The sequence below is a fragment of the Tropicibacter alexandrii genome (assembly GCF_003667315.2).
In the GTDB taxonomy this organism is placed as follows: Bacteria; Pseudomonadota; Alphaproteobacteria; order Rhodobacterales; family Rhodobacteraceae; genus Tropicibacter; species Tropicibacter alexandrii.
Window position 1 is genome coordinate 1 of record NZ_RCTZ02000010.1, and the last position, 17,859, is coordinate 17,859.

The following is a 17,859-nucleotide window of genomic DNA, read 5'->3' on the forward strand; positions in this document are numbered from 1 at the left end:
GACTACGGCGCATTGGGCGACACATCCACACTCGCAGACCCCACCGTCGTCGATGACCTCATCGATAACAGAATGAATCGATAGGGCGCAGTTGCGGAAAGCATGGCGGCCGCCCCTTCCCCGGGGCGGCCGTTTTCATTTCCTTAAGCCCAATGGTCCCCGAATTAATGGTGAACTGTGTGCGGATCGTTCATCCTTGAACCACGGCATTCACGACGAAAATGGCCCCACCCCCGAGAAACTCCGGGAACGCTTCAAAATACTGACGCGGATTCAATAACTTGCAAATCTGGACAGATCAGCAACCCAATCGGGCCCACGGGGGGTTAACCAGTCCTGCGATTTCTATCTTCAATTCAGCGTATCCCACTGCGATATTGGCAAGGATATGATAACTTTATCCGGTGGGGGCACGCTGGATGGAGCAGTCTAATGCAGATTATGAGCCTGTCTGTCCCGATCGCGCCCCAGACCACGGGTCACCCGTTTGGTCTACCGGAAAATCGGGACCCCGTGCGCCGCGAAACTCGCGTCACACCCGTTGCGGAGTCGCGTAACCCCGATGCCGGCTTCAAGGACGGCAAGAAGCCCCTGCAATTCTGGCGCAGCGCCGGCGGGGCCGTCGATCCCGAAACCCATATCGCGCCGCCGTCGATCATGCAGATCAAGATCAGCCAATTGCTGAACGAACAAGCCGGGTTGACGCGCCCGGACGAGGCAGGGGACGAACCGCGCGGCGACAAGCATGACCGCAGCCTTCACCCCGCACCACAAGAGACCGAGGATGTGGCACCTGCGCCGGACCGCACGGCCCGGGGCGAAGACCCGCGTCGGGGGTATGCAAACGCCGCGCAGATCACCAAGGCCGACACGGCACGCGATACCGAAGACAGCTGAGCCTGATCACGCAATGCCGGGGCGCTGCGCCCCGGTCTCCGCCGGAAATCCGCCCGAACCGGCGCGTTTGCACGTGGATTTCCCCCCCATTCTCGCGATTTCCGCGTGCGGCATCGCTTTTCACCGCCCAACGCTTGCCTTATACACGCGCACAGTCGGCGCTAACGGCGCAGGGCCCAGAACCGCGAGGATGGTATGAGCAAGAATACGCACGAGACGGATGTCGCCTTTATCGAGGCGCTGGCAAAGCTGCTTCGGGAAAACGATCTGACCGAGCTTGAGGTCAATCGGGAATACGGCGAGGATGACAGCCTGAATGTCCGCGTGAGCCGCGCCGCCCCGCCCGCCGTCATGGCCGCCCCTGCTCCGGTCGTCACACAGGCCGCCGCTCCCGCTCCGGTCGCCGCCTCCGCTACGGCTGACGCCCCCGAGGACCCCGCCGCCCATCCCGGCGCTGTGACCTCGCCCATGGTCGGCACCGTCTACATGCAGGCCGAACCCGGTGCCCCCGCCTTCATCAGCGTCGGTGCGCAGGTCAAGGAAGGCGACACGCTGCTGATCGTCGAAGCGATGAAGACCATGAACCATATCCCCGCGCCGCGCGCCGGGACGGTCAAGCGCATCCTCGTCGAGGATGGCGCCCCGGTCGAATACGGCGCCCCGCTGGTCATTCTGGAATAAGCGCATGTTCGACAAGATCCTGATCGCCAATCGCGGCGAGATCGCGCTGCGCGTCATCCGCGCCTGCCGCGAGATGGGCATCCCATCCGTCGCCGTGCATTCGACCGCCGATGCCGATGCGATGCATGTGCGCATGGCGGATGAGACCATCTGCATCGGCCCCGCCTCGTCGACCGACAGCTACCTGTCGATCCCCTCGATCATCTCCGCCTGCGAGGTCACCGGGGCAACCGCGATTCATCCCGGCTATGGCTTTCTGTCCGAAAACGCCCGCTTCGTGCAGATCGTCGAGGACCACGACCTGACCTTCATCGGTCCGTCGGCCGAGCATATCCGCACCATGGGCGACAAGATCACCGCCAAGGAAACCGCCAAGGAACTGGGAATCCCAGTTGTCCCCGGCTCCGAAGGTGGCGTCGCGACGCTCGACGAGGCCAAGCGCATCGGCGCGGATTTCGGCTATCCCGTCATTATCAAGGCCACCGCCGGTGGCGGCGGGCGCGGGATGAAGGTCGCGCGCAATGACTCCGAGATGGAGCGCGCCTTTCAGACCGCGCGGGCCGAGGCGAAATCCGCCTTTGGCAATGACGAGGTCTATATCGAGAAATACCTGCAAAAGCCGCGCCATATCGAGATTCAAGTCTTTGGCGACGGTCAGGGCGGCGGCGTCCATCTGGGCGAGCGTGACTGTTCCTTGCAGCGCCGTCACCAGAAGGTCTTCGAAGAGGCGCCCGGCCCCTCGATCAGCCCCGAGGAACGCGCGCGCATCGGTGAGATCTGCGCCAACGCGGTCGCCAAGATGGGCTATCGCGGCGCGGGCACCATCGAATTCCTCTATGAGGATGGCGAGTTCTACTTCATCGAGATGAACACGCGCCTGCAGGTGGAACACCCGGTGACGGAGGCGATCTTTGGTCAGGACCTCGTGCGCGAGCAGATCCGGGTCGCGTCAGGGCTGCCGCTGTCGTTCACGCAGGACGACCTGACGATCAACGGCCACGCCATCGAGGTCCGCATCAACGCCGAACGTCTGCCGACCTTTGCCCCCTGCCCCGGCACCATCACGCAGTACCACGTGCCCGGCGGTCTGGGCGTGCGCATGGACAGTGCGCTATACCAAGGCTACCGCATTCCGCCCTATTACGACTCGCTCATCGGCAAGCTGATTGTGCATGGCCGCGACCGGCCGGAGGCGCTGGCGCGACTGCACCGTGCCTTGGGCGAGCTGATCGTGGACGGCGTCGATACGACCGTGCCGCTGTTCCGCGCGCTCTTGCGCGAAAAGGACATCCATACCGGCGAATACAACATCCACTGGTTGGAAAAATGGCTCGAAGCCGGTGGGCTGGAGTGACGGGAACGGGGCTTCGGCCCCGTTTTCTTTTTCCGGCTGGAGGTTCCGCGCGGGCCAAGTGTAGACATTGGTCATGACCGTCACGACCGACCTTTTGTTGCACGCTTACCGATCCGGCATCTTTCCGATGGCCGAGCATCGCGACGATCCAGAAATTTTCTGGGTCGAGCCGCGCCGTCGCGGCATCCTGCCGCTTGACGGGTTTCACATCTCGCGCAGTCTGGCCAAACGGCTGCGGCGGAACGATTACGACGTGACGCTGAACGCGGATTTCCAAGGCGTGATCGACGGCTGCGCGGATCGCCAAGAAACCTGGATCAATCGCGAAATTCGTCGTCTCTACAGTGAGTTGTTCGACCAGAGTCAGGCCCATTCTCTGGAGGTGTGGGCCGATGGCGCTTTGGTCGGCGGTGTCTATGGCGTCACCGTTGGCCGTGTCTTCTGCGGCGAGTCGATGTTCTCGCGGCAGCGCGACGCATCCAAGATCGCGCTGGCTTGGATGGTCGATCTGTTGAACCGCACGGGCTTCACCCTGTTCGACACGCAATTCCTGACGCCACATCTGGCCAGTCTCGGCGGGATCGAGATCCCGCGGGACAGCTATCGAGCGCGCCTGCAAGCGGCTCTGGACCACGACGCGGATATCCTGTCAGCGCCTCTGGCCGGTTCCGGTCAGGACGTTGTGCAGCGCAACACCCAGACATCGTAACGTGGGTGGTCCAAAGGGTTCAAAGCCGGCGAGGCCGCAATCATCCAGCCGCGAAAGACCGGCTCTGCGACGTTGCGTTCGCTGATGGTCAGGAAGGCATAGGCATTGCCGGACGGGTCGCCCACCGGGTAGCGGCATTCCTTCAGCTCGATCCGGATCAACCCGATCTCCACCGCCTCGCCATTGGTCAGGGTCACGTCCTGCACCTTGGCGTTGAGCTTGTCGAGCGCGCGCAGCACGGCCCCCTCGCCCCAGTTCACCGCCTCTTGCGCTTGCGCAGCCATCGGCAGCAGCAAAGCCAGAGCAAGCGCCCTCATTCCTCGGAACCCCCGCTTACGAATTTCAGAAGCAAGGAAATCAGGCTGACGGAGCCTTGGGTATCGAGGATCTCGTCACCGGGCTGAAAGTAGAACAGCGACCCGCCCGGCGAGACCTCGACGAAGTTGCCGCCCAAGAGCCCCTCGGACGCGATCACGATGGCGGAGTCGTCAGGGATTTCGATTCCATCGCGGATCGTCACGACGGTATCGGCGCGATAGGTTTCGGCGTTCAGCTCAATGCCGGTGACCGTGCCGACCTTGACCCCGGCCAGACGGACATCGGTGCCGACACTCACGCCCTCGATCGAGCGGAAGGAGGCGCGGAGGTCATAGCCCTCGCTCGACAGCGAAAACCCGGTGGTCTGGATCGTATAGACACCAAAGGCGAGCGCAGCCGCAAGGACCGCCCCGCCTACGGTGACCTCGGTCGCCGAATGGCTCATTCCGGGCTCCAGGCCTCGTAGTCGCTGCGCGGCGCGGGCTGCTCGCGGCGGATCGAGCCGATCGGCGCATAGGCCAGTGCCGTGCCGGTCAGGTTCTCGATATGGGGCTTTTCCCACGCCTTGTGCGCCATCGGCCGTTCGGTCGGCGGCTCGTCGAAGGTGCGGTGCAACCAGCCGTGCCAGTCGGGGCTGACGCGCGACGCCTCGGCCTCGCCGTTGAAGATGACCCAGCGCTTCTTGTCGTCGGCAGTGTGGTAAAAGACGTTGCCCTGCTCGTCCTCGCCCACCTTCACGCCTTTGCGCTTGGTGTAGAGGAGCGTGTTCAGCGTGGCACCGTTCCACCAGATGACGGCCTTGAGAAGACTGTTGAGAATGCCCATGCGGGTGACCTCCGGAATCTGCTGGTTCCGTATGGCCCGGATTGGACGCGAGGTCCAGTGCGGCGGTGCCGCAGGTCCGGGCCGATTGGGGAAATTTGCGTTATTTTGCCGGGGCGAGCGCGGTCAGCTCGATCTCGATGCGGTATTTCGCGTCGATCAGGTTGCATTCGACCATCGTGGCCGCTGGCGGGTTCGCCCCGAAGGTTTCGGCGAGGATCGGCCAGCAGGGCTCGAATTCCTTGGCGTCGGGCAAATAGTAGTTGACGCGGACGGTATCCGCAAAGGACGCGCCCGCCTTTTCCAGCGCGGCGCCGATGGTGGCCAGCGCGGCGCGGCACTGATCCTGCACGGTGTCGCCCTGTCCGACGGTGCCCGCGACATGAACAAAGCCGCCCGCAACGACGGCGCGACAATAGCCGATCTTGGCTTCGAATTCGCCGCCCGAGGAAATGCGTGTGATCGTCATAGTCTTCTCCAAGAAAAGGGCGGGGAAAATCCCCGCCCTACAAACTGTTGCGCCTGTTGCCCGCTCAGCTGGCAGAGGTGCCCTCTTTCTTTTGATCGGCATAGATCATCAGCGGCTTGGAGTCCGAATTGACCGCCTCGTCGTTGACGACCACTTCGGTCACCTCATCCATGCCGGGCAGTTCGAACATGGTGTCGAGCAGGATGCCCTCCAGAATGGAGCGCAACCCGCGTGCGCCGGTCTTGCGCTCGATGGCCCGCTTCGCGATGGCGCTCAGCGCGTCATCGGTGAAGGACAGCTGGGTATCTTCCATCTCGAAGAGGCGCTGGTATTGCTTGACCAGCGCGTTCTTCGGCTGGGTCAGGATCGTCACCAGCGCGTCCTCGTCGAGATCCTCAAGCGTCGCCACGACCGGCAGACGGCCGACGAACTCCGGGATCAGGCCGAATTTCAGCAGGTCCTCGGGTTCGAGTTGCTGGAAGGTCTCGCCCACGCCCGCATCGCTGTCATCGCGCACATCGGCGCCAAAGCCCATGGCAGAGCCCTTGCCGCGCTGCTTGATGATCCGGTCGAGCCCGGCAAAGGCACCGCCGCAGATGAACAGGATGTTGGTCGTGTCCACCTGCAGGAATTCCTGCTGCGGATGCTTGCGCCCGCCTTGCGGCGGAACCGAGGCAACCGTGCCTTCCATCAGCTTCAGCAGCGCCTGCTGGACCCCCTCGCCCGACACGTCGCGGGTGATCGAGGGATTTTCAGACTTGCGGGTGATCTTGTCGACCTCGTCGATATAGACGATGCCGCGCTGCGCGCGCTCGACATTGTATTCCGACGCCTGCAACAGCTTGAGGATGATGTTTTCGACATCCTCCCCCACGTAACCGGCTTCGGTCAGCGTGGTGGCATCGGCCATGGTAAAGGGCACGTCGAGGATGCGCGCCAGCGTCTGCGCCAGCAGCGTCTTGCCGCAGCCGGTGGGGCCGATCAGCAGGATGTTCGACTTCGCCAGTTCGATATCCGACGATTTCTGCGAGTGGTTCAGACGCTTGTAGTGGTTGTGGACGGCCACCGAGAGCACGCGCTTGGCCTTCATCTGGCCGATCACGTAGTCGTCGAGCACGTCACAGATTTCGCGTGGCGTGGGCACCCCTTCGGAGGATTTCAGGCCTGCGCCCTTCGTTTCCTCACGGATGATATCCATGCACAGTTCGACACATTCGTCACAGATGAACACCGTGGGGCCTGCGATCAGCTTGCGCACCTCATGCTGAGATTTGCCGCAGAAGCTGCAGTAGAGGGTGTTCTTGCTGTCACTGCCAGAATTCGTTGCCATCATGCACCTTTCCCGGCCAAATGCCGGTTTCGTCAGTCCTGTCACGCGCGGTCCGGCCCCCACTTGCCCGGTCCGCCACGGTATCTGCCAAGTCTAGGACAGGCATCCCCGCGCCACAATGCGAAAATTGCCCTGCACCGTTCCGGGCACAGGGCCTGCCCGTTTACTCCTCAGCCGTCACGCGGCTGGTCACGATCTCGTCGATATGGCCCCATTCCAAGGCCTCTTCCGGGGTCATCCACAGGTCGCGATCCATCGCCTCGCGCACGGTATCGTGATCCTGACCGGAATGACGCATATACAACTTATACATGCGTTCACGGGTCTGCTCGATGTGCCGCGCCGAGATCAGGATGTCGGCCGCGGTGCCCTGCGCCCCGCCCGAGGGCTGGTGGACGAGGAATTCCGCATTGGGCAGAGAGAAGCGCATGCCCTTTTCGCCGCCGATCGCGATCACCGAGCCCATCGATGCGGCGAGGCCGCAGACCAGCGTCGAGACCTTCGGCTTGATGTATTGCATCGTGTCATAGATCGACAGGCCCGCCACGACCGAACCGCCCGGCGAGTTGATATACATCGAGATTTCCTTGGACGGGTTTTCCGCCTCAAGATGCAGCAGCTGCGCCACGATCAGCGACGACATGCCGTCATGCACCGGCCCGTTGACGAAGATGATGCGTTCCTTGAGCAGGCGCGAAAAGATGTCGTAGGCGCGTTCGCCGCGGCTGGTCTGTTCGACGACCATGGGCACGAGGTTCATGTAAGTTTCGATCGGATCTTTCATCGGCCTGCCTGTTCTCTTGCTGTCAGTGAAATCTGTAACGTGGATTAGTTACCTGAGTCTTAGTATTGGCATTGGGGGGTCGCAAGAGGCCGCGACCAATTCACCCTCAATGCCCGATCCTTTGCACGCCGGAACAGACATGCGCGGCGCACTCTATTTCCAGCGTCACATGGGTTAGGCCATGGGCCTCTTCCAGCCGCGTCTTGACCGCCTGCTTGATTGCGTCCGCCCGCCCCCACGCGCCCGTATCGATGACCATATGGGCCTGCAGCGCGCTGTGATGCTCGTCCATCTGCCATAGATGGGCGTGGTGCAGACCGGCGACGCCTTCCACCGCTTCGGCGGTGGCCAGCACGTTTTCCGGCGCCATTTCCGGCGGGCTGCCCAGCATCAGGATGCGCACGACACCGCCGATCTCCGACAGCGCCATCCACAGGATGTAGCCCGCGATGCCCAAGGTGATCAGGGGATCGACCCAGATCCAGCCGAAGGCCCAGATCAGCAATCCGGCGACGATCACCGCAAGGCTGCCCATCGCATCGGCCAGATTGTGCATGAAGGCCGCGCGGATGTTCACGCTGGTCTTGGCCATCGTATAGGTCAGCGCGGCGGTGGCCAGATCGATCACAAGCGCCACGGCAGCGATCAGGATCACCAGCCAGCCCAGCACGTCTTGCGGTTCGAAAAACCGTATGACTGCCTCGTAGATCAGGTAAAGCCCGACGACGATCAGTGTCGTGAGGTTGATCAGCGCCGCGACGATCTCGGCCCTGCCATAGCCGAAAGTCATGTCCGAATCCGCCGGACGCCGGGCGATCTTGCGCGCCCAAAAGGCGATGACGAGGCTCGCCGCATCGCTGAAATTGTGCAGCGCATCGGCGATCATGGCGAGGCTGCCCGACACGATCCCGCCGATCACCTGCGCCACCGTCAACAGCAGGTTCACGCCCACGGCCGCAGCCATGCGCATATCCCCGGCTTCCGGATCGACATGGTGGTGATGGTGGTGTCCATGGGGCATGGGCGCAGGCTGCGCTTCCATGCAGGGAAGGTCAAGGGGCGGTCATGCCGCCCCCTGCCATCAGCCGAACATGTCGCTGGTGATGCCTTCGTACCAGCCGATGCTTTCCTCGTAGGTCGCCTTGCGCAGCGCGGCATCCTCGCCGGTCTGGCTGACGAAGCCATCGGTCTTGGCGATCTTTTCGTCGGTCGCCTCGTAAGAGGCACCGACCTTGACCCCGTCATCCGTGTCGATCAACGACCAGCAGGTGTTGGAGAACTTCGCCGGGAAGACACGGCTGCCGGTCAACGCGCCGCGCACCGCCATCGCCGCGACCTTGGCCTGCGAATTGGCGGAGAAGCCGGATTTCGGCATGTCGCCCTGATTGGTCGCGTCGCCCAGAATATGGATGTTCTCATCCATCCGGCTGACCATCGTATGCCCGTCCACCGGCGCCCAGTTGCCCTCGGTCAGACCAGCGGCTTCGCAGATATGCCCGGCTTTCTGGACGGGAATGACGTTGCAAACATCGGCCTTGATAACCTCGCCATCCACGTCGACCTCCATCGTCGCCGCATTGACCGAGACATTCTCGCCGCCGAAATCCGGGCCAATGCGGGTGATCATGCCGGAATAGTGCTTGTTCCAGCCTTCCTCGAACAGCCCCTGTTTCGAGAAATTCGCCTTGGGGTCGGCGATGATGATCTTGGCCGTCGGGTTCCGGTCGCGCAGCACATGGGCGACCATCGAAATGCGCTCATACGGCCCCGGCGGGCAGCGATAGGGGTTGGGCGGCGCGACCATGACAAAGGTGCCGCCCTCGGGCATGGCCTCGATCTGCGATTTCAGCAGCGCGGTCTGGGTGCCCGCCTTGTAGGCATGGGGCATCGCGGTCTGCGCCGACAAGTCCCAGCCCGGCACGGCGCCTTCGACGAAGTCGATGCCGGGGCTGAGGATCAGCCGGTCATAGGGCACAGAACCGCCCCCCGCGAGCGCCACGGTCTTGGCGTCGCGGTCCACGCCCGTGGCCCAGTCATGCACGACGTTGATGCCATAGTCGCTGGCCAGCTTCGCATAGTTGTGCGCGATGCTCTGAAGGTCGCGGAAGCCACCGATATAGAGGTTGGAGAAGAAGCAGGTGTAGTAGGTCCGGCTTGGCTCGATCAGGGTGACGTCGATGGCGCCATCACTGTCCTTGGCGATGTAGCGCGCGGCGGTCGCGCCGCCTGCGCCCCCGCCCACCACAACGACACGCGGCTTGCCCTGCGCATTCAGCATCGGCGCGGACAGCGTCGCCGCCGCCGTGGCCGTCCCGATAAAGGCACGTCTGTTCAATTTCATCTTTTCCTCCTCCTGATTGGATGCAGTCCCGGCACCCGGTTTCGCACAGTACCTTTGCGGTTTTTATCGTGCGTTTGACTAAACTATCGCGCAGCATTATTGCGCTGGCAAATGTTTATTTTTGAATTTTTTTCTGATCGCGGCACGATCTGCGCCGCGACTTTGGTAGGATCATTCTAGATCGGCAAAATACGCCGCCAGCGCCGCGATTTCCTCGTCTGACAAGCGCCCCGCCATCATCTGCATCACCGGATGCGGGCGCAGCTTTTGCTTGTAAGCATGCATGGCAACAACGAAATCCTCTTCCACCCATCGGGTGATCGAGGGGATACCGGCATCGCCCCCATCGGATTGGTGGCAGGTCAGGCATTCCGAAGCGAGGTATTCGCCATATTCCGGGTCCCCGACAATTGCGAGGACGTCCGGCGACAGTTCCACTTCGCGTTTCAAGGCGGTTGGCGCCGATTCCGGAATATCCTGCGGATTGGCTGTGAATTCCCTGAGATAGGCCAAAACGTCATGCCGATCCTGTGGGTCCTTTATCCCGCGAAACGACATACGCGTGCCGGAAACCAAGGCTCTGGGGTTTTCGATATAGGCGTCGAGTTGATCATATTCCCAGACCAGACCATCGCCAAAGGCGCGGTCCATCGCGTCGGAATAATCGAACCCCTCGATACTGCCCGCGCGACGCCCGAAGATGCCATTGAGATGAGGCCCGGCGCGATTGCTCGCACCGGGCCCGACCTGATGACATCCCGTACATTTGCGAAACACCTTGGCGCCGTTTTCGGCATCGCCCAAGGCTTCGGCGACCTCCTCGGCCAGCGCGGCCCCCGGGGGGGCCAACGCAAGTGTCAGAGCAACGAGATAATGCTTCATAGCGTCACTGCGGGTTCGATTGCAGATAGGCGATCAGGGCCGCGATGTCCTCGTCCTTGCGAAGGCCGGCAAAGGCCATCTTGGTGCCTTTGATGTAGTCGCGCGGCTTCTGCATGAACGCGGTGAAGGCTTCCTCGTCCCAGACGCCGCCATGATCGGCCATCGCGTTGGAGTATTTGAAGCCCTCCACGCTGCCGACCTCGCGACCGATCACGTTGTTCAGCTGCGGGCCGGTGCGGTTCTTGGCACCGTCGCCGATCTGGTGGCAGGCCTTGCACTTGCCGAAGACCTTTTCACCTGCGGCGACCAGTTCCGGGTCCAGAGCCGCTTCTTCGACCGGCGCCTCTTCGGCGGCGGGCTCGGCAGCGGCCTCTTCGACGACCGGCTCGTCGGCGGTTTCGACCACGCTCGGCTCGGCGGCGGCTTCTTCAGCGGCGGGCTCTGCGCCCTCTTCGTCCGGGGTCACGTCCAGCACGGTGGCGCGCATGGTAATTTCCACGGACTCCTTGCAGTTCTCCATGCAAGGCTCGGCGCGCCAGATGCTGTATTCCGTGTCGGCCCGGTCATCGACGATGAAGCCCTCGGCATTCGGCATCTCGACCTCGGCCCAAGTCTCGGGCGACAGTTCGAAATCGTCGTCGATCAGGTCGTTGGAATAGAGGATGTAGGCGGTGATCGCATAGACCTCGTCCGGGGTCAGCGACTGGGCGTTGCCAAAGGGCATCGACCGGTGGACGTAGTCGAACACGGTCGACAGGTAGGGCCAGTAGGACCCGACCGTCTTCAGCGGGTCCTTGTCGGCCAGCGTGCCGTCGCCCCCGGCCAGCTTGGGCCAGTTGTCGACGCCCTCGGCGAACGAGCCGTGGCAGACCGCGCAGTTTTCCTCGAAGATCGGCTCGCCATCCAGCGCATTGCCGGAGCCCGCAGGCAGGCCGGTGCCGTCGGGGCTGACATCGAGGTTCCAGGCGGCGACCTCTTCGGGCAGGGCTTCGCGGCCAAGGCCAAAGCGCAAGCCGCCAGTGGACTCGTCCGCATGGGCCGCCGCGACGATGCCGCCATCGACATCGACCGGCTCGGCCTTGGCCGCCTGAACGGGGGCCTCCGGTTCCGGGATCGGTGCGGGCAACGCGCCCATCGCGGTGGCCGTGCTGGGCATCTGCGCCACGAAACGGTCACCGAAATTGTGCGCAACCAGCAGGGTTCCCCCGATCCCGAGGATCGTCGCGCCGAAAAGATTAAGAGACTTCGACATTTTCGGCCTCCCCATTGGATTTCACATGCCAGGTCTGGATGCAGTTGTTGTGATAGACCGAGTTCTCGCCGCGCACGTCGCGCAGCTGAGCCTTGGTCGGTTGGACATAGCCGGTCTCGTCCATGGCGCGCGATTGCAGCAGCCATTCCTCGCCATTCCACGTCGTGTCGAGGTAGAAACGGGTCAGCGCCTTGTCCTCGCCCTCGTTGGCGAGACGCGCGGTTTCCCATGTCATGCCGCCATCCTTGGACACGTCAACGCGGGTGATGCGCCCATGGCCGGTCCATGCGAGGCCGGTGATGACGACCGGGCCGGGACCGTGCTTGATCGGCGATTGCGGGCTGGGGCTGGTGACCACGGATTTCGCATCCATAACCCAGGTCCACTTGCGCGAGGTGCCGTCGGCCAGCGTGTCGGTGTATTTCGAGGTCTCTTCGCGGCTTTCGACCGGGCCATCCATGACCTCGATGCGGCGCAGCCACTTGACCCACATATTGCCTTCCCAGCCGGGAACGACCAGACGCACCGGATAGCCGTGCTCTTTGCGCAGCGCCTCGCCATTGGCCTTGAACGCGACGAAGACGTCGTCCATCGCCTTTTCCATCGGGATCGAGCGCCCGTTCGACGACGCATCCGCGCCCTCGACATAGACCCACTTGTCCTTCAGGTCGCCAGCGGCATCCAGACCGGCCTCGGCCAGCAGGGTGCGCAGCGGCACGCCGGAATATTCCATGTTGTGGATCATGCCGTGGGTGAACTGCGCGCCGTTCAGCTGCGCGCCCGCCCATTCCATGCCGGTATTGGCCGCGCATTCGCAGAAATACACGTGGTTCTCACGCGGGAAGCGTTCCAGATCCTCGTAGGTAAAGACCAGCGGCTTGTCGACCAAGCCGTTGATCATCAGTCGGTAATCCGCCTTGGACAGCTCGATCGCACCGGAATGGTGACGCTCGAACGCACAGCCCGCCGGGGTGATCGTGCCGTCCAGCGCGTGGATCGGCGTGAAGTTGATCGAGCTGATCGGGTCGGCGGTCAGCCACGGCACGTTGCGGCGAACGACGTCATCCTCGAAGCGGATCGGCAGGCCGTATGGGGTGGCATCGACGCCCTCACCCAGACCGGACGCCCATTCCTGCACCTCGGTGATCAGCGGATCGGGACCGGCGGCCTTCGCCACCGTTGCCGCAACCGTGCCCGCGCCCAAAGCGGCGGCCCCGGTCAGGAACTGACGGCGCGAGGCGCCCTTGTTCTCTGTGGTCATATGTCTCTCCTTCCAAAGCAGACGGGCTTAGACGCCCGTCACCTCGACCGAATTGTTGGGCTCCAGCGTGATGGTGCCCTGTTTGCGAATATGGCTTTCGACGACGTCCCAGATCTGCGGCCCTTCGGTGCCCTCGTTGACCGAGGCCCAGCCCGCGACGATGTAGGTTTTCGACGGATCGATCGCCTCGCCGGTCTTGAGCAGCGTCATATCCGAGATGCGCTCGCCCTGCGGCTTGCTGACGTCGATCCGGTAGCCCATGCCCCCGATGCGCACCATGTCGCCGCCCTGCTGGTAATAGGGATCGGGGTTGAAGATGTTGTCGGCCACGTCCTCTAGGATCACCTTGATGAATTCGCCAGTCATTTCAGACCGGTACGCCTCGCCATAGGACATGGAGGTCACGTTCCAGATGTCTTCGCGGGTGATGTTGTCACCGGGGATCAGGCTCGGCCCCCAGCGCACGCCGGGCGACATGGCGATATCGGCCTCGCGCTCGGACATCAGGGCGTTGCAGATCAGATCGTCCCAGGTGCCGTTGAAGTTGCCGCGACGATACAGAAGCTCATCGGTGGTGCCGATGACCTCTTCCAGCTCGGCCTTGTAGGGCGCGCGCTGTTCGTCGATCAGGCTTGCGACCTTGGCATCGGGCGTGATCACGTCCGAGAAGATCGGGATCAGCTTGTGGCGGAAGCCCATCATGCGGCCATCGCGCACGTCCAGATCGACGCGGGACACGAACTTGCCGTTGGAGCCGGACGCGACGATGATCGTCTCGCCCACCAGCACCGGCTCGGGCAGCGCGTCATGGGTGTGGCCCGACAGGATCACGTCGATGCCGGTCACGACCGACGCCATCTGCTTGTCCACGTCGAAACCGTTGTGGGAAAGGCAGACCACCAGCTCGGCGCCCGCCGCGCGGACCTCGTCGACCATCGCCTGCATGTTCTCGTCGCGGATACCAAAGGAGTATTCCGGGAACATCCAGCGCGGGTTGGCAATCGGCATGTAGGGGAAGGCCTGCCCGATCACGGCGATCTTCACCCCGCCGCGCTCAAAGAACTTGTAGGGCTTGAACAGCTCGGCGGGTTCGTCCCACTCGGCATCGAAAATGTTCTGACCCAGCGCGGCAAAGGGCAGCCCTTCGACGATTTCCTGCACCCGCTCCGACCCAAGCGTGAATTCCCAGTGGAAGGTCATCGCGTCGGGCTTCAGCGCGTTCATGACGTTGACCATGTCCTGACCTTCGGTCTTGTAACAGGTCATCGAGCCATGCCACGTGTCGCCGCCATCCAGCAGCAGCGCGTCGGGGCGGTCAGCGCGGATCGCGTTGATGACCGTGGCCACTCGGTCCAGACCGCCGACCTTGCCATAGGCCTGCGCCAGCGAGGCGAAATCGCCCGACGACAGCGCGTAATGCGACGGCGAGCCGTCCTCGATGCCATACAGACGCCGGAAATCGGCGCCGGTGACATGCGGCACCTCGCCCTTGTTGCCGCCCACGCCGATATTGATCGACGGTTCGCGGAAGTAGATCGGCTTCAACTGCGCATGGATGTCGGTGACGTGGATCAGGCTGACATTGCCGAAGGTGTCGAATTGCAGCAACTGGTCCTGAGTCAGGCTCTGCTGCGCGGCCAGCCGCGCCCAGTTGCCAAAACCGGAGGCGCCGACCATCGCCGACGCCGCCATGGACACCTGCAGGAAATCGCGTCTTGAGATCATGGGGAGGGGTCTTTCTATCTCATGACACACATGCGCATGTGTGAATGGGTTATAAGCAAGAAACCCCGCGCCGACCAAATCGGCGCGGGGTATGGGATTATTGACGGACCGCGGGGGCTTCGACGCTCAGACCATTGCCGCGCGAGGCGACATACAGTTCAAGCGCGCGGAACTCGTCCGATCCTTCGGCAAAGGTCTCGGCGCGGGTGTCGCGGATGCAGCCACGGAAGCGGTTGTGCTTCGAGATCAGCTTCGCCTGTTTCAGACGGTAGGTCGGGAAACCGTTGGTCTGACCTTGGCTGAGGTGATCGGCGCGGATGTAGTTGCCGTAGTTCTGCTCGTGGCAGTTGGCGCAGGACAGTTCGAGCTGACCGTAGCGGGTGTAGTACATCTCCTTGCCCTGCTCCCAGAAGGGGGCAGCGGCGCCGTCGATGGCCACGTCCATGGGCATGCCCAGCGACTGGTGGTTGATCAGCGCGACCATGGCCTGCATGGTGCCACCGGACCACTTCCACTCGTTGGCTTGCATACGCTCGGTGCGGCATTCGTTGATGAGGTCTTCCATCACCACCAGTTTGCCGTCCTCATCGACCTTCGGCATCTTGGTCGACAGGCCTTCGAATTCGGCCACGTCACCGTGGCAAGAGGCGCAGCTTTCACCGGCCTCGCCTTCGACGGTGTTCCAGCTGTCCATCGCCTGATCGACGAAGATCATGCCGGGATTGTCGAACGTGTCGAGCTGCATCGCCTGCGTGTCATCCTCGCGGAAATGCCAGCCCGAAATGATCGTGTCGATGCCGGTTTCCGCCAAGTGCGCGGGGGCGTCGGTCTTCGAGATCATCTCTTCGCCGTCGATCGCCAGCACGTCGTCATCCGCACCGCCGGCATAGGCGGTGGTGGCGGCGCACAGGGCGACCACGGCGGTCAGAGCCTTGAATTTCATTATGTTCCCTCCCTAAAGGCGCCCTGCCCCGCACGGCGGGACAGGGGTTCCGTTTTACACGGAAATCTTCTTGGACTCTTCGTAGACCGAGCCGTCGTCGTCGTACCAAGTGAACTTGAATTCACCCGCTTCCGGCACCGTGGCGTCGAATTCGAAGTAGGGGTTGGTCGAAATCGCGGGCTGCATCGTGATGTCGATCACGTTCTGGCCGTTGAAGTCGCAGGTGAAGCGGTTGATGATCGAGCGCGGGATCACGTTTCCCGAGCTGTCCTTGCGCTGGCCCGATTCCATCGGGTGCGAGATCAGCGTCTTGAGCGTGATCACTTCACCGGCGGAGGCGCTTTTCGGGACCTTGACGCGGGGTTTGACACCATCTGCCATCTGTCTGTCTCCTTGATATCTGGGTTAGCCGCCGCAGCCGCCGATGGTGACCTTCACGGTCTTCGAGGCGCGGGCAAAGCTGCCATCGGCAAGCTTGGCAATTGCGATCACGTCCTGCGTACCGGCCAGACGGATCCGGGTGGATGCCGCGGTGGAACCGGCGAGCGGGCCGAAGTTGTAGGTGGCGACACCAGGGGTCGGGTTGCCGGCGGCCAGCAGCAGGATCGCCGTGGCGCCCTCGGCAGAGACGCCGATCGGAACGGTGTTCCCGTTCTCGGCGATTTCCGGCGCGTCGAGGTCGACGCCCCCATCTGCAACGGCAGCACCGCCGGTGAATTCGTTGATCGCGTCATCCGCAGCCGCATTCACGCGGAAGGGAAGAACGGTCATCAGCGCGGCACCGGCACCCAGTGCCAGCGTTTCGCGACGCGTAAAGTCCATCGTCATTCTCCTTTGAACCTGGGTCTCAGCCATCCTGAAGGGTCATCAGGAAGGCCACCACATCTTCGATTTCCTGAGCCGACAGGATCGGCGGCAGGTCGGCAGGCGCAGCCTTGCCGGTATAGGCGTCACCGGGACGGATGAAGCCGCTGGTCTTGTAGAAGGCCGGCATCACCGACCCTTCGAAGGTCATCTTGGCATTGGCCACGATCCCGCGCAGTTCCGCCTCGGAACGATAGCCTCCCACGCCGTCCAGCATCGGACCGACTTCGCCATGGAAGGCGGCATCGGACCACGCCTCGGCGGTGTGGCAGGCGACGCAGTTGCCCTTGGACCGGCTGGTGATGATCACCTTGCCGTTCGCCGGGTCGCCCGGCATGCCGGTCAGCGACGCTTCGACTTCGCCGTATTCGCCATATTGAACGTCATCGGGTGCCACCGTTTCGGCGACCGCCATACCCGCGATCAGCGTTGCCGCTGCCGTGATTGCTGTAAGCCTCATATTCCCTCCCTGGGCCTTGCGCGCCTTTGACAGGCGCCTCAGATTCCGGCTGATGTATACCGTAGGCCACCGAGCCGTGTTCACGCAACAACAAATTCACGGATGTGAATTTTTGAGCATGTTTTCCGTGTTTCAGTCGGTTTTCCCGTCGTTGCGCTCGGTGATGCGGCGCGCGTGATAGCGTTGAAAATCCTCACCGTTATCAAGCTCATAGCGCTTTTCGTTCACCCATGTAAACATGTCCAGCGTGGTCCCCTTGCTGAACGCGCCCGGCATTACCGCGACCGAGGCTTCGATGGCCGAAGTATCCTCGGGCACCTCTTCCGGAAGGAAGACGATGTTGGGCGTGAACAGCACGCGCCACTTGCGCGCGGCGTCCTTTTCGGACAGCGATTCTCCGTCGAGATCGGTGATCTCGATATCGCCATGCAGGTTCAGTTGAACGACAAAGAAGTTCTCGTCGATGTAGTCGGACACCTCCGGATCGACAAAGACCTCCTCATGCATCTTCTTGCAGTAGATGCAGCCGCGCTGTTCGAAGAACAACACAAGCCGCTTGCCCTCGGCGTTGGCCTCGGCCAAATCCTCGCGCAGGTCCTTGAACGTGTCGCGCATCCACGGCTGCTTGTGCAGCCCGTCATCGCCGATCTCCTGCGCCCAAACGGGCAGTGCAATGGCCGCCGCAAGGGCCGCTCCGATCCAGGCCTTCATGGTCTTCCTCCCGATTCTGCGCCGTCAATTTTCTGAGCAACTGACAGCAGGTTAAC

General features: G+C 62.6%; 21 protein-coding genes. 4 read left to right on the top strand and 17 right to left on the bottom strand.

Annotated features, from left to right (window positions below; genetic code table 11):
- Positions 1 to 432: 432 nt before the first annotated feature.
- From D8Z78_RS13725 to aat, 4 genes are all read left to right on the top strand, one after another.
- Entirely contained in the window at positions 433 to 897 is a 465-nt protein-coding gene (locus D8Z78_RS13725) for a hypothetical protein (RefSeq protein WP_121630845.1), read from the top strand.
- A gap of 195 nt (positions 898 to 1,092) precedes the next feature.
- On the top strand, positions 1,093 to 1,578 hold the full coding sequence (accB, locus tag D8Z78_RS13730; RefSeq protein ID WP_121630846.1) for an acetyl-CoA carboxylase biotin carboxyl carrier protein: 486 nt from the start codon (positions 1,093 to 1,095) through the stop codon (positions 1,576 to 1,578).
- Positions 1,579 to 1,582: 4 nt separating this feature from the next.
- Complete coding sequence (accC, locus tag D8Z78_RS13735) at positions 1,583 to 2,932, top strand: acetyl-CoA carboxylase biotin carboxylase subunit (RefSeq protein ID WP_121630847.1); 1,350 nt, start codon at positions 1,583 to 1,585, stop codon at positions 2,930 to 2,932.
- Between the two features lie 73 nt (positions 2,933 to 3,005).
- Entirely contained in the window at positions 3,006 to 3,641 is a 636-nt protein-coding gene (gene aat / locus D8Z78_RS13740) for a leucyl/phenylalanyl-tRNA--protein transferase (RefSeq protein WP_121630848.1), read from the top strand.
- Here aat and D8Z78_RS13745 read toward each other — a convergent pair.
- The 17 genes from D8Z78_RS13745 to D8Z78_RS13825 form a co-directional block, all read right to left on the bottom strand.
- A complete protein-coding gene (locus tag D8Z78_RS13745) occupies positions 3,605 to 3,958 on the bottom strand; it encodes a DUF2155 domain-containing protein (protein WP_121630849.1) in 354 nt (117 codons plus the stop codon). The two genes, aat and D8Z78_RS13745, sit on opposite strands and share 37 nt — an antisense overlap.
- Complete coding sequence (gene mlaD, locus D8Z78_RS13750; protein ID WP_121630850.1) at positions 3,955 to 4,404, bottom strand: outer membrane lipid asymmetry maintenance protein MlaD; 450 nt, start codon at positions 4,402 to 4,404, stop codon at positions 3,955 to 3,957. The genes D8Z78_RS13745 and mlaD overlap by 4 nt, the downstream gene beginning before the upstream one ends.
- Positions 4,401 to 4,784, bottom strand: coding sequence for an NADH:ubiquinone oxidoreductase subunit NDUFA12 (locus D8Z78_RS13755; protein WP_121630851.1), 384 nt, complete (start codon positions 4,782 to 4,784; stop codon positions 4,401 to 4,403). The genes mlaD and D8Z78_RS13755 overlap by 4 nt, the downstream gene beginning before the upstream one ends.
- A gap of 100 nt (positions 4,785 to 4,884) precedes the next feature.
- Complete coding sequence (locus tag D8Z78_RS13760) at positions 4,885 to 5,250, bottom strand: RidA family protein (protein ID WP_121630852.1); 366 nt, start codon at positions 5,248 to 5,250, stop codon at positions 4,885 to 4,887.
- 64 nt (positions 5,251 to 5,314) lie between these two features.
- Positions 5,315 to 6,580: an ATP-dependent Clp protease ATP-binding subunit ClpX gene (gene clpX / locus D8Z78_RS13765; protein ID WP_121630989.1), complete on the bottom strand. Its 1,266-nt coding sequence runs from the start codon at positions 6,578 to 6,580 to the stop codon at positions 5,315 to 5,317.
- A gap of 163 nt (positions 6,581 to 6,743) precedes the next feature.
- Positions 6,744 to 7,364 carry an ATP-dependent Clp protease proteolytic subunit gene (locus D8Z78_RS13770; protein ID WP_121630853.1) on the bottom strand — a complete coding sequence of 207 codons (621 nt, stop codon included), beginning with the start codon at positions 7,362 to 7,364 and terminating at the stop codon, positions 6,744 to 6,746.
- Positions 7,365 to 7,470: 106 nt separating this feature from the next.
- Entirely contained in the window at positions 7,471 to 8,385 is a 915-nt protein-coding gene (locus D8Z78_RS13775; RefSeq protein WP_121630990.1) for a cation diffusion facilitator family transporter, read from the bottom strand.
- Between the two features lie 60 nt (positions 8,386 to 8,445).
- On the bottom strand, positions 8,446 to 9,705 hold the full coding sequence (locus D8Z78_RS13780; RefSeq protein ID WP_121630854.1) for an NAD(P)/FAD-dependent oxidoreductase: 1,260 nt from the start codon (positions 9,703 to 9,705) through the stop codon (positions 8,446 to 8,448).
- 171 nt (positions 9,706 to 9,876) lie between these two features.
- Positions 9,877 to 10,587, bottom strand: coding sequence for a c-type cytochrome (locus tag D8Z78_RS13785; RefSeq protein ID WP_121630855.1), 711 nt, complete (start codon positions 10,585 to 10,587; stop codon positions 9,877 to 9,879).
- 4 nt (positions 10,588 to 10,591) lie between these two features.
- Positions 10,592 to 11,839 (bottom strand): c-type cytochrome, encoded by a 1,248-nt coding sequence (locus D8Z78_RS13790; protein ID WP_121630856.1) that lies wholly within the window; start codon positions 11,837 to 11,839, stop codon positions 10,592 to 10,594.
- On the bottom strand, positions 11,823 to 13,100 hold the full coding sequence (soxC, locus tag D8Z78_RS13795; protein WP_121630857.1) for a sulfite dehydrogenase: 1,278 nt from the start codon (positions 13,098 to 13,100) through the stop codon (positions 11,823 to 11,825). The genes D8Z78_RS13790 and soxC overlap by 17 nt, the downstream gene beginning before the upstream one ends.
- Positions 13,101 to 13,127: 27 nt before the next feature.
- Entirely contained in the window at positions 13,128 to 14,825 is a 1,698-nt protein-coding gene (gene soxB / locus D8Z78_RS13800) for a thiosulfohydrolase SoxB (protein WP_121630858.1), read from the bottom strand.
- A 97-nt stretch (positions 14,826 to 14,922) separates the two neighbouring features.
- Positions 14,923 to 15,768: a sulfur oxidation c-type cytochrome SoxA gene (gene soxA, locus D8Z78_RS13805; protein ID WP_121630859.1), complete on the bottom strand. Its 846-nt coding sequence runs from the start codon at positions 15,766 to 15,768 to the stop codon at positions 14,923 to 14,925.
- Positions 15,769 to 15,822: 54 nt separating this feature from the next.
- Positions 15,823 to 16,149: a thiosulfate oxidation carrier complex protein SoxZ gene (gene soxZ, locus D8Z78_RS13810; protein WP_121630860.1), complete on the bottom strand. Its 327-nt coding sequence runs from the start codon at positions 16,147 to 16,149 to the stop codon at positions 15,823 to 15,825.
- Between the two features lie 24 nt (positions 16,150 to 16,173).
- Positions 16,174 to 16,590, bottom strand: a complete 417-nt coding sequence (gene soxY / locus D8Z78_RS13815; RefSeq protein ID WP_121630861.1) for a thiosulfate oxidation carrier protein SoxY — start codon at positions 16,588 to 16,590, stop codon at positions 16,174 to 16,176.
- 25 nt (positions 16,591 to 16,615) lie between these two features.
- Positions 16,616 to 17,092: a sulfur oxidation c-type cytochrome SoxX gene (soxX, locus tag D8Z78_RS13820; protein WP_121630862.1), complete on the bottom strand. Its 477-nt coding sequence runs from the start codon at positions 17,090 to 17,092 to the stop codon at positions 16,616 to 16,618.
- A 132-nt stretch (positions 17,093 to 17,224) separates the two neighbouring features.
- Entirely contained in the window at positions 17,225 to 17,803 is a 579-nt protein-coding gene (locus tag D8Z78_RS13825) for a thioredoxin family protein (RefSeq protein WP_121630863.1), read from the bottom strand.
- Between the last annotated feature and the right edge of the window lie 56 nt (positions 17,804 to 17,859).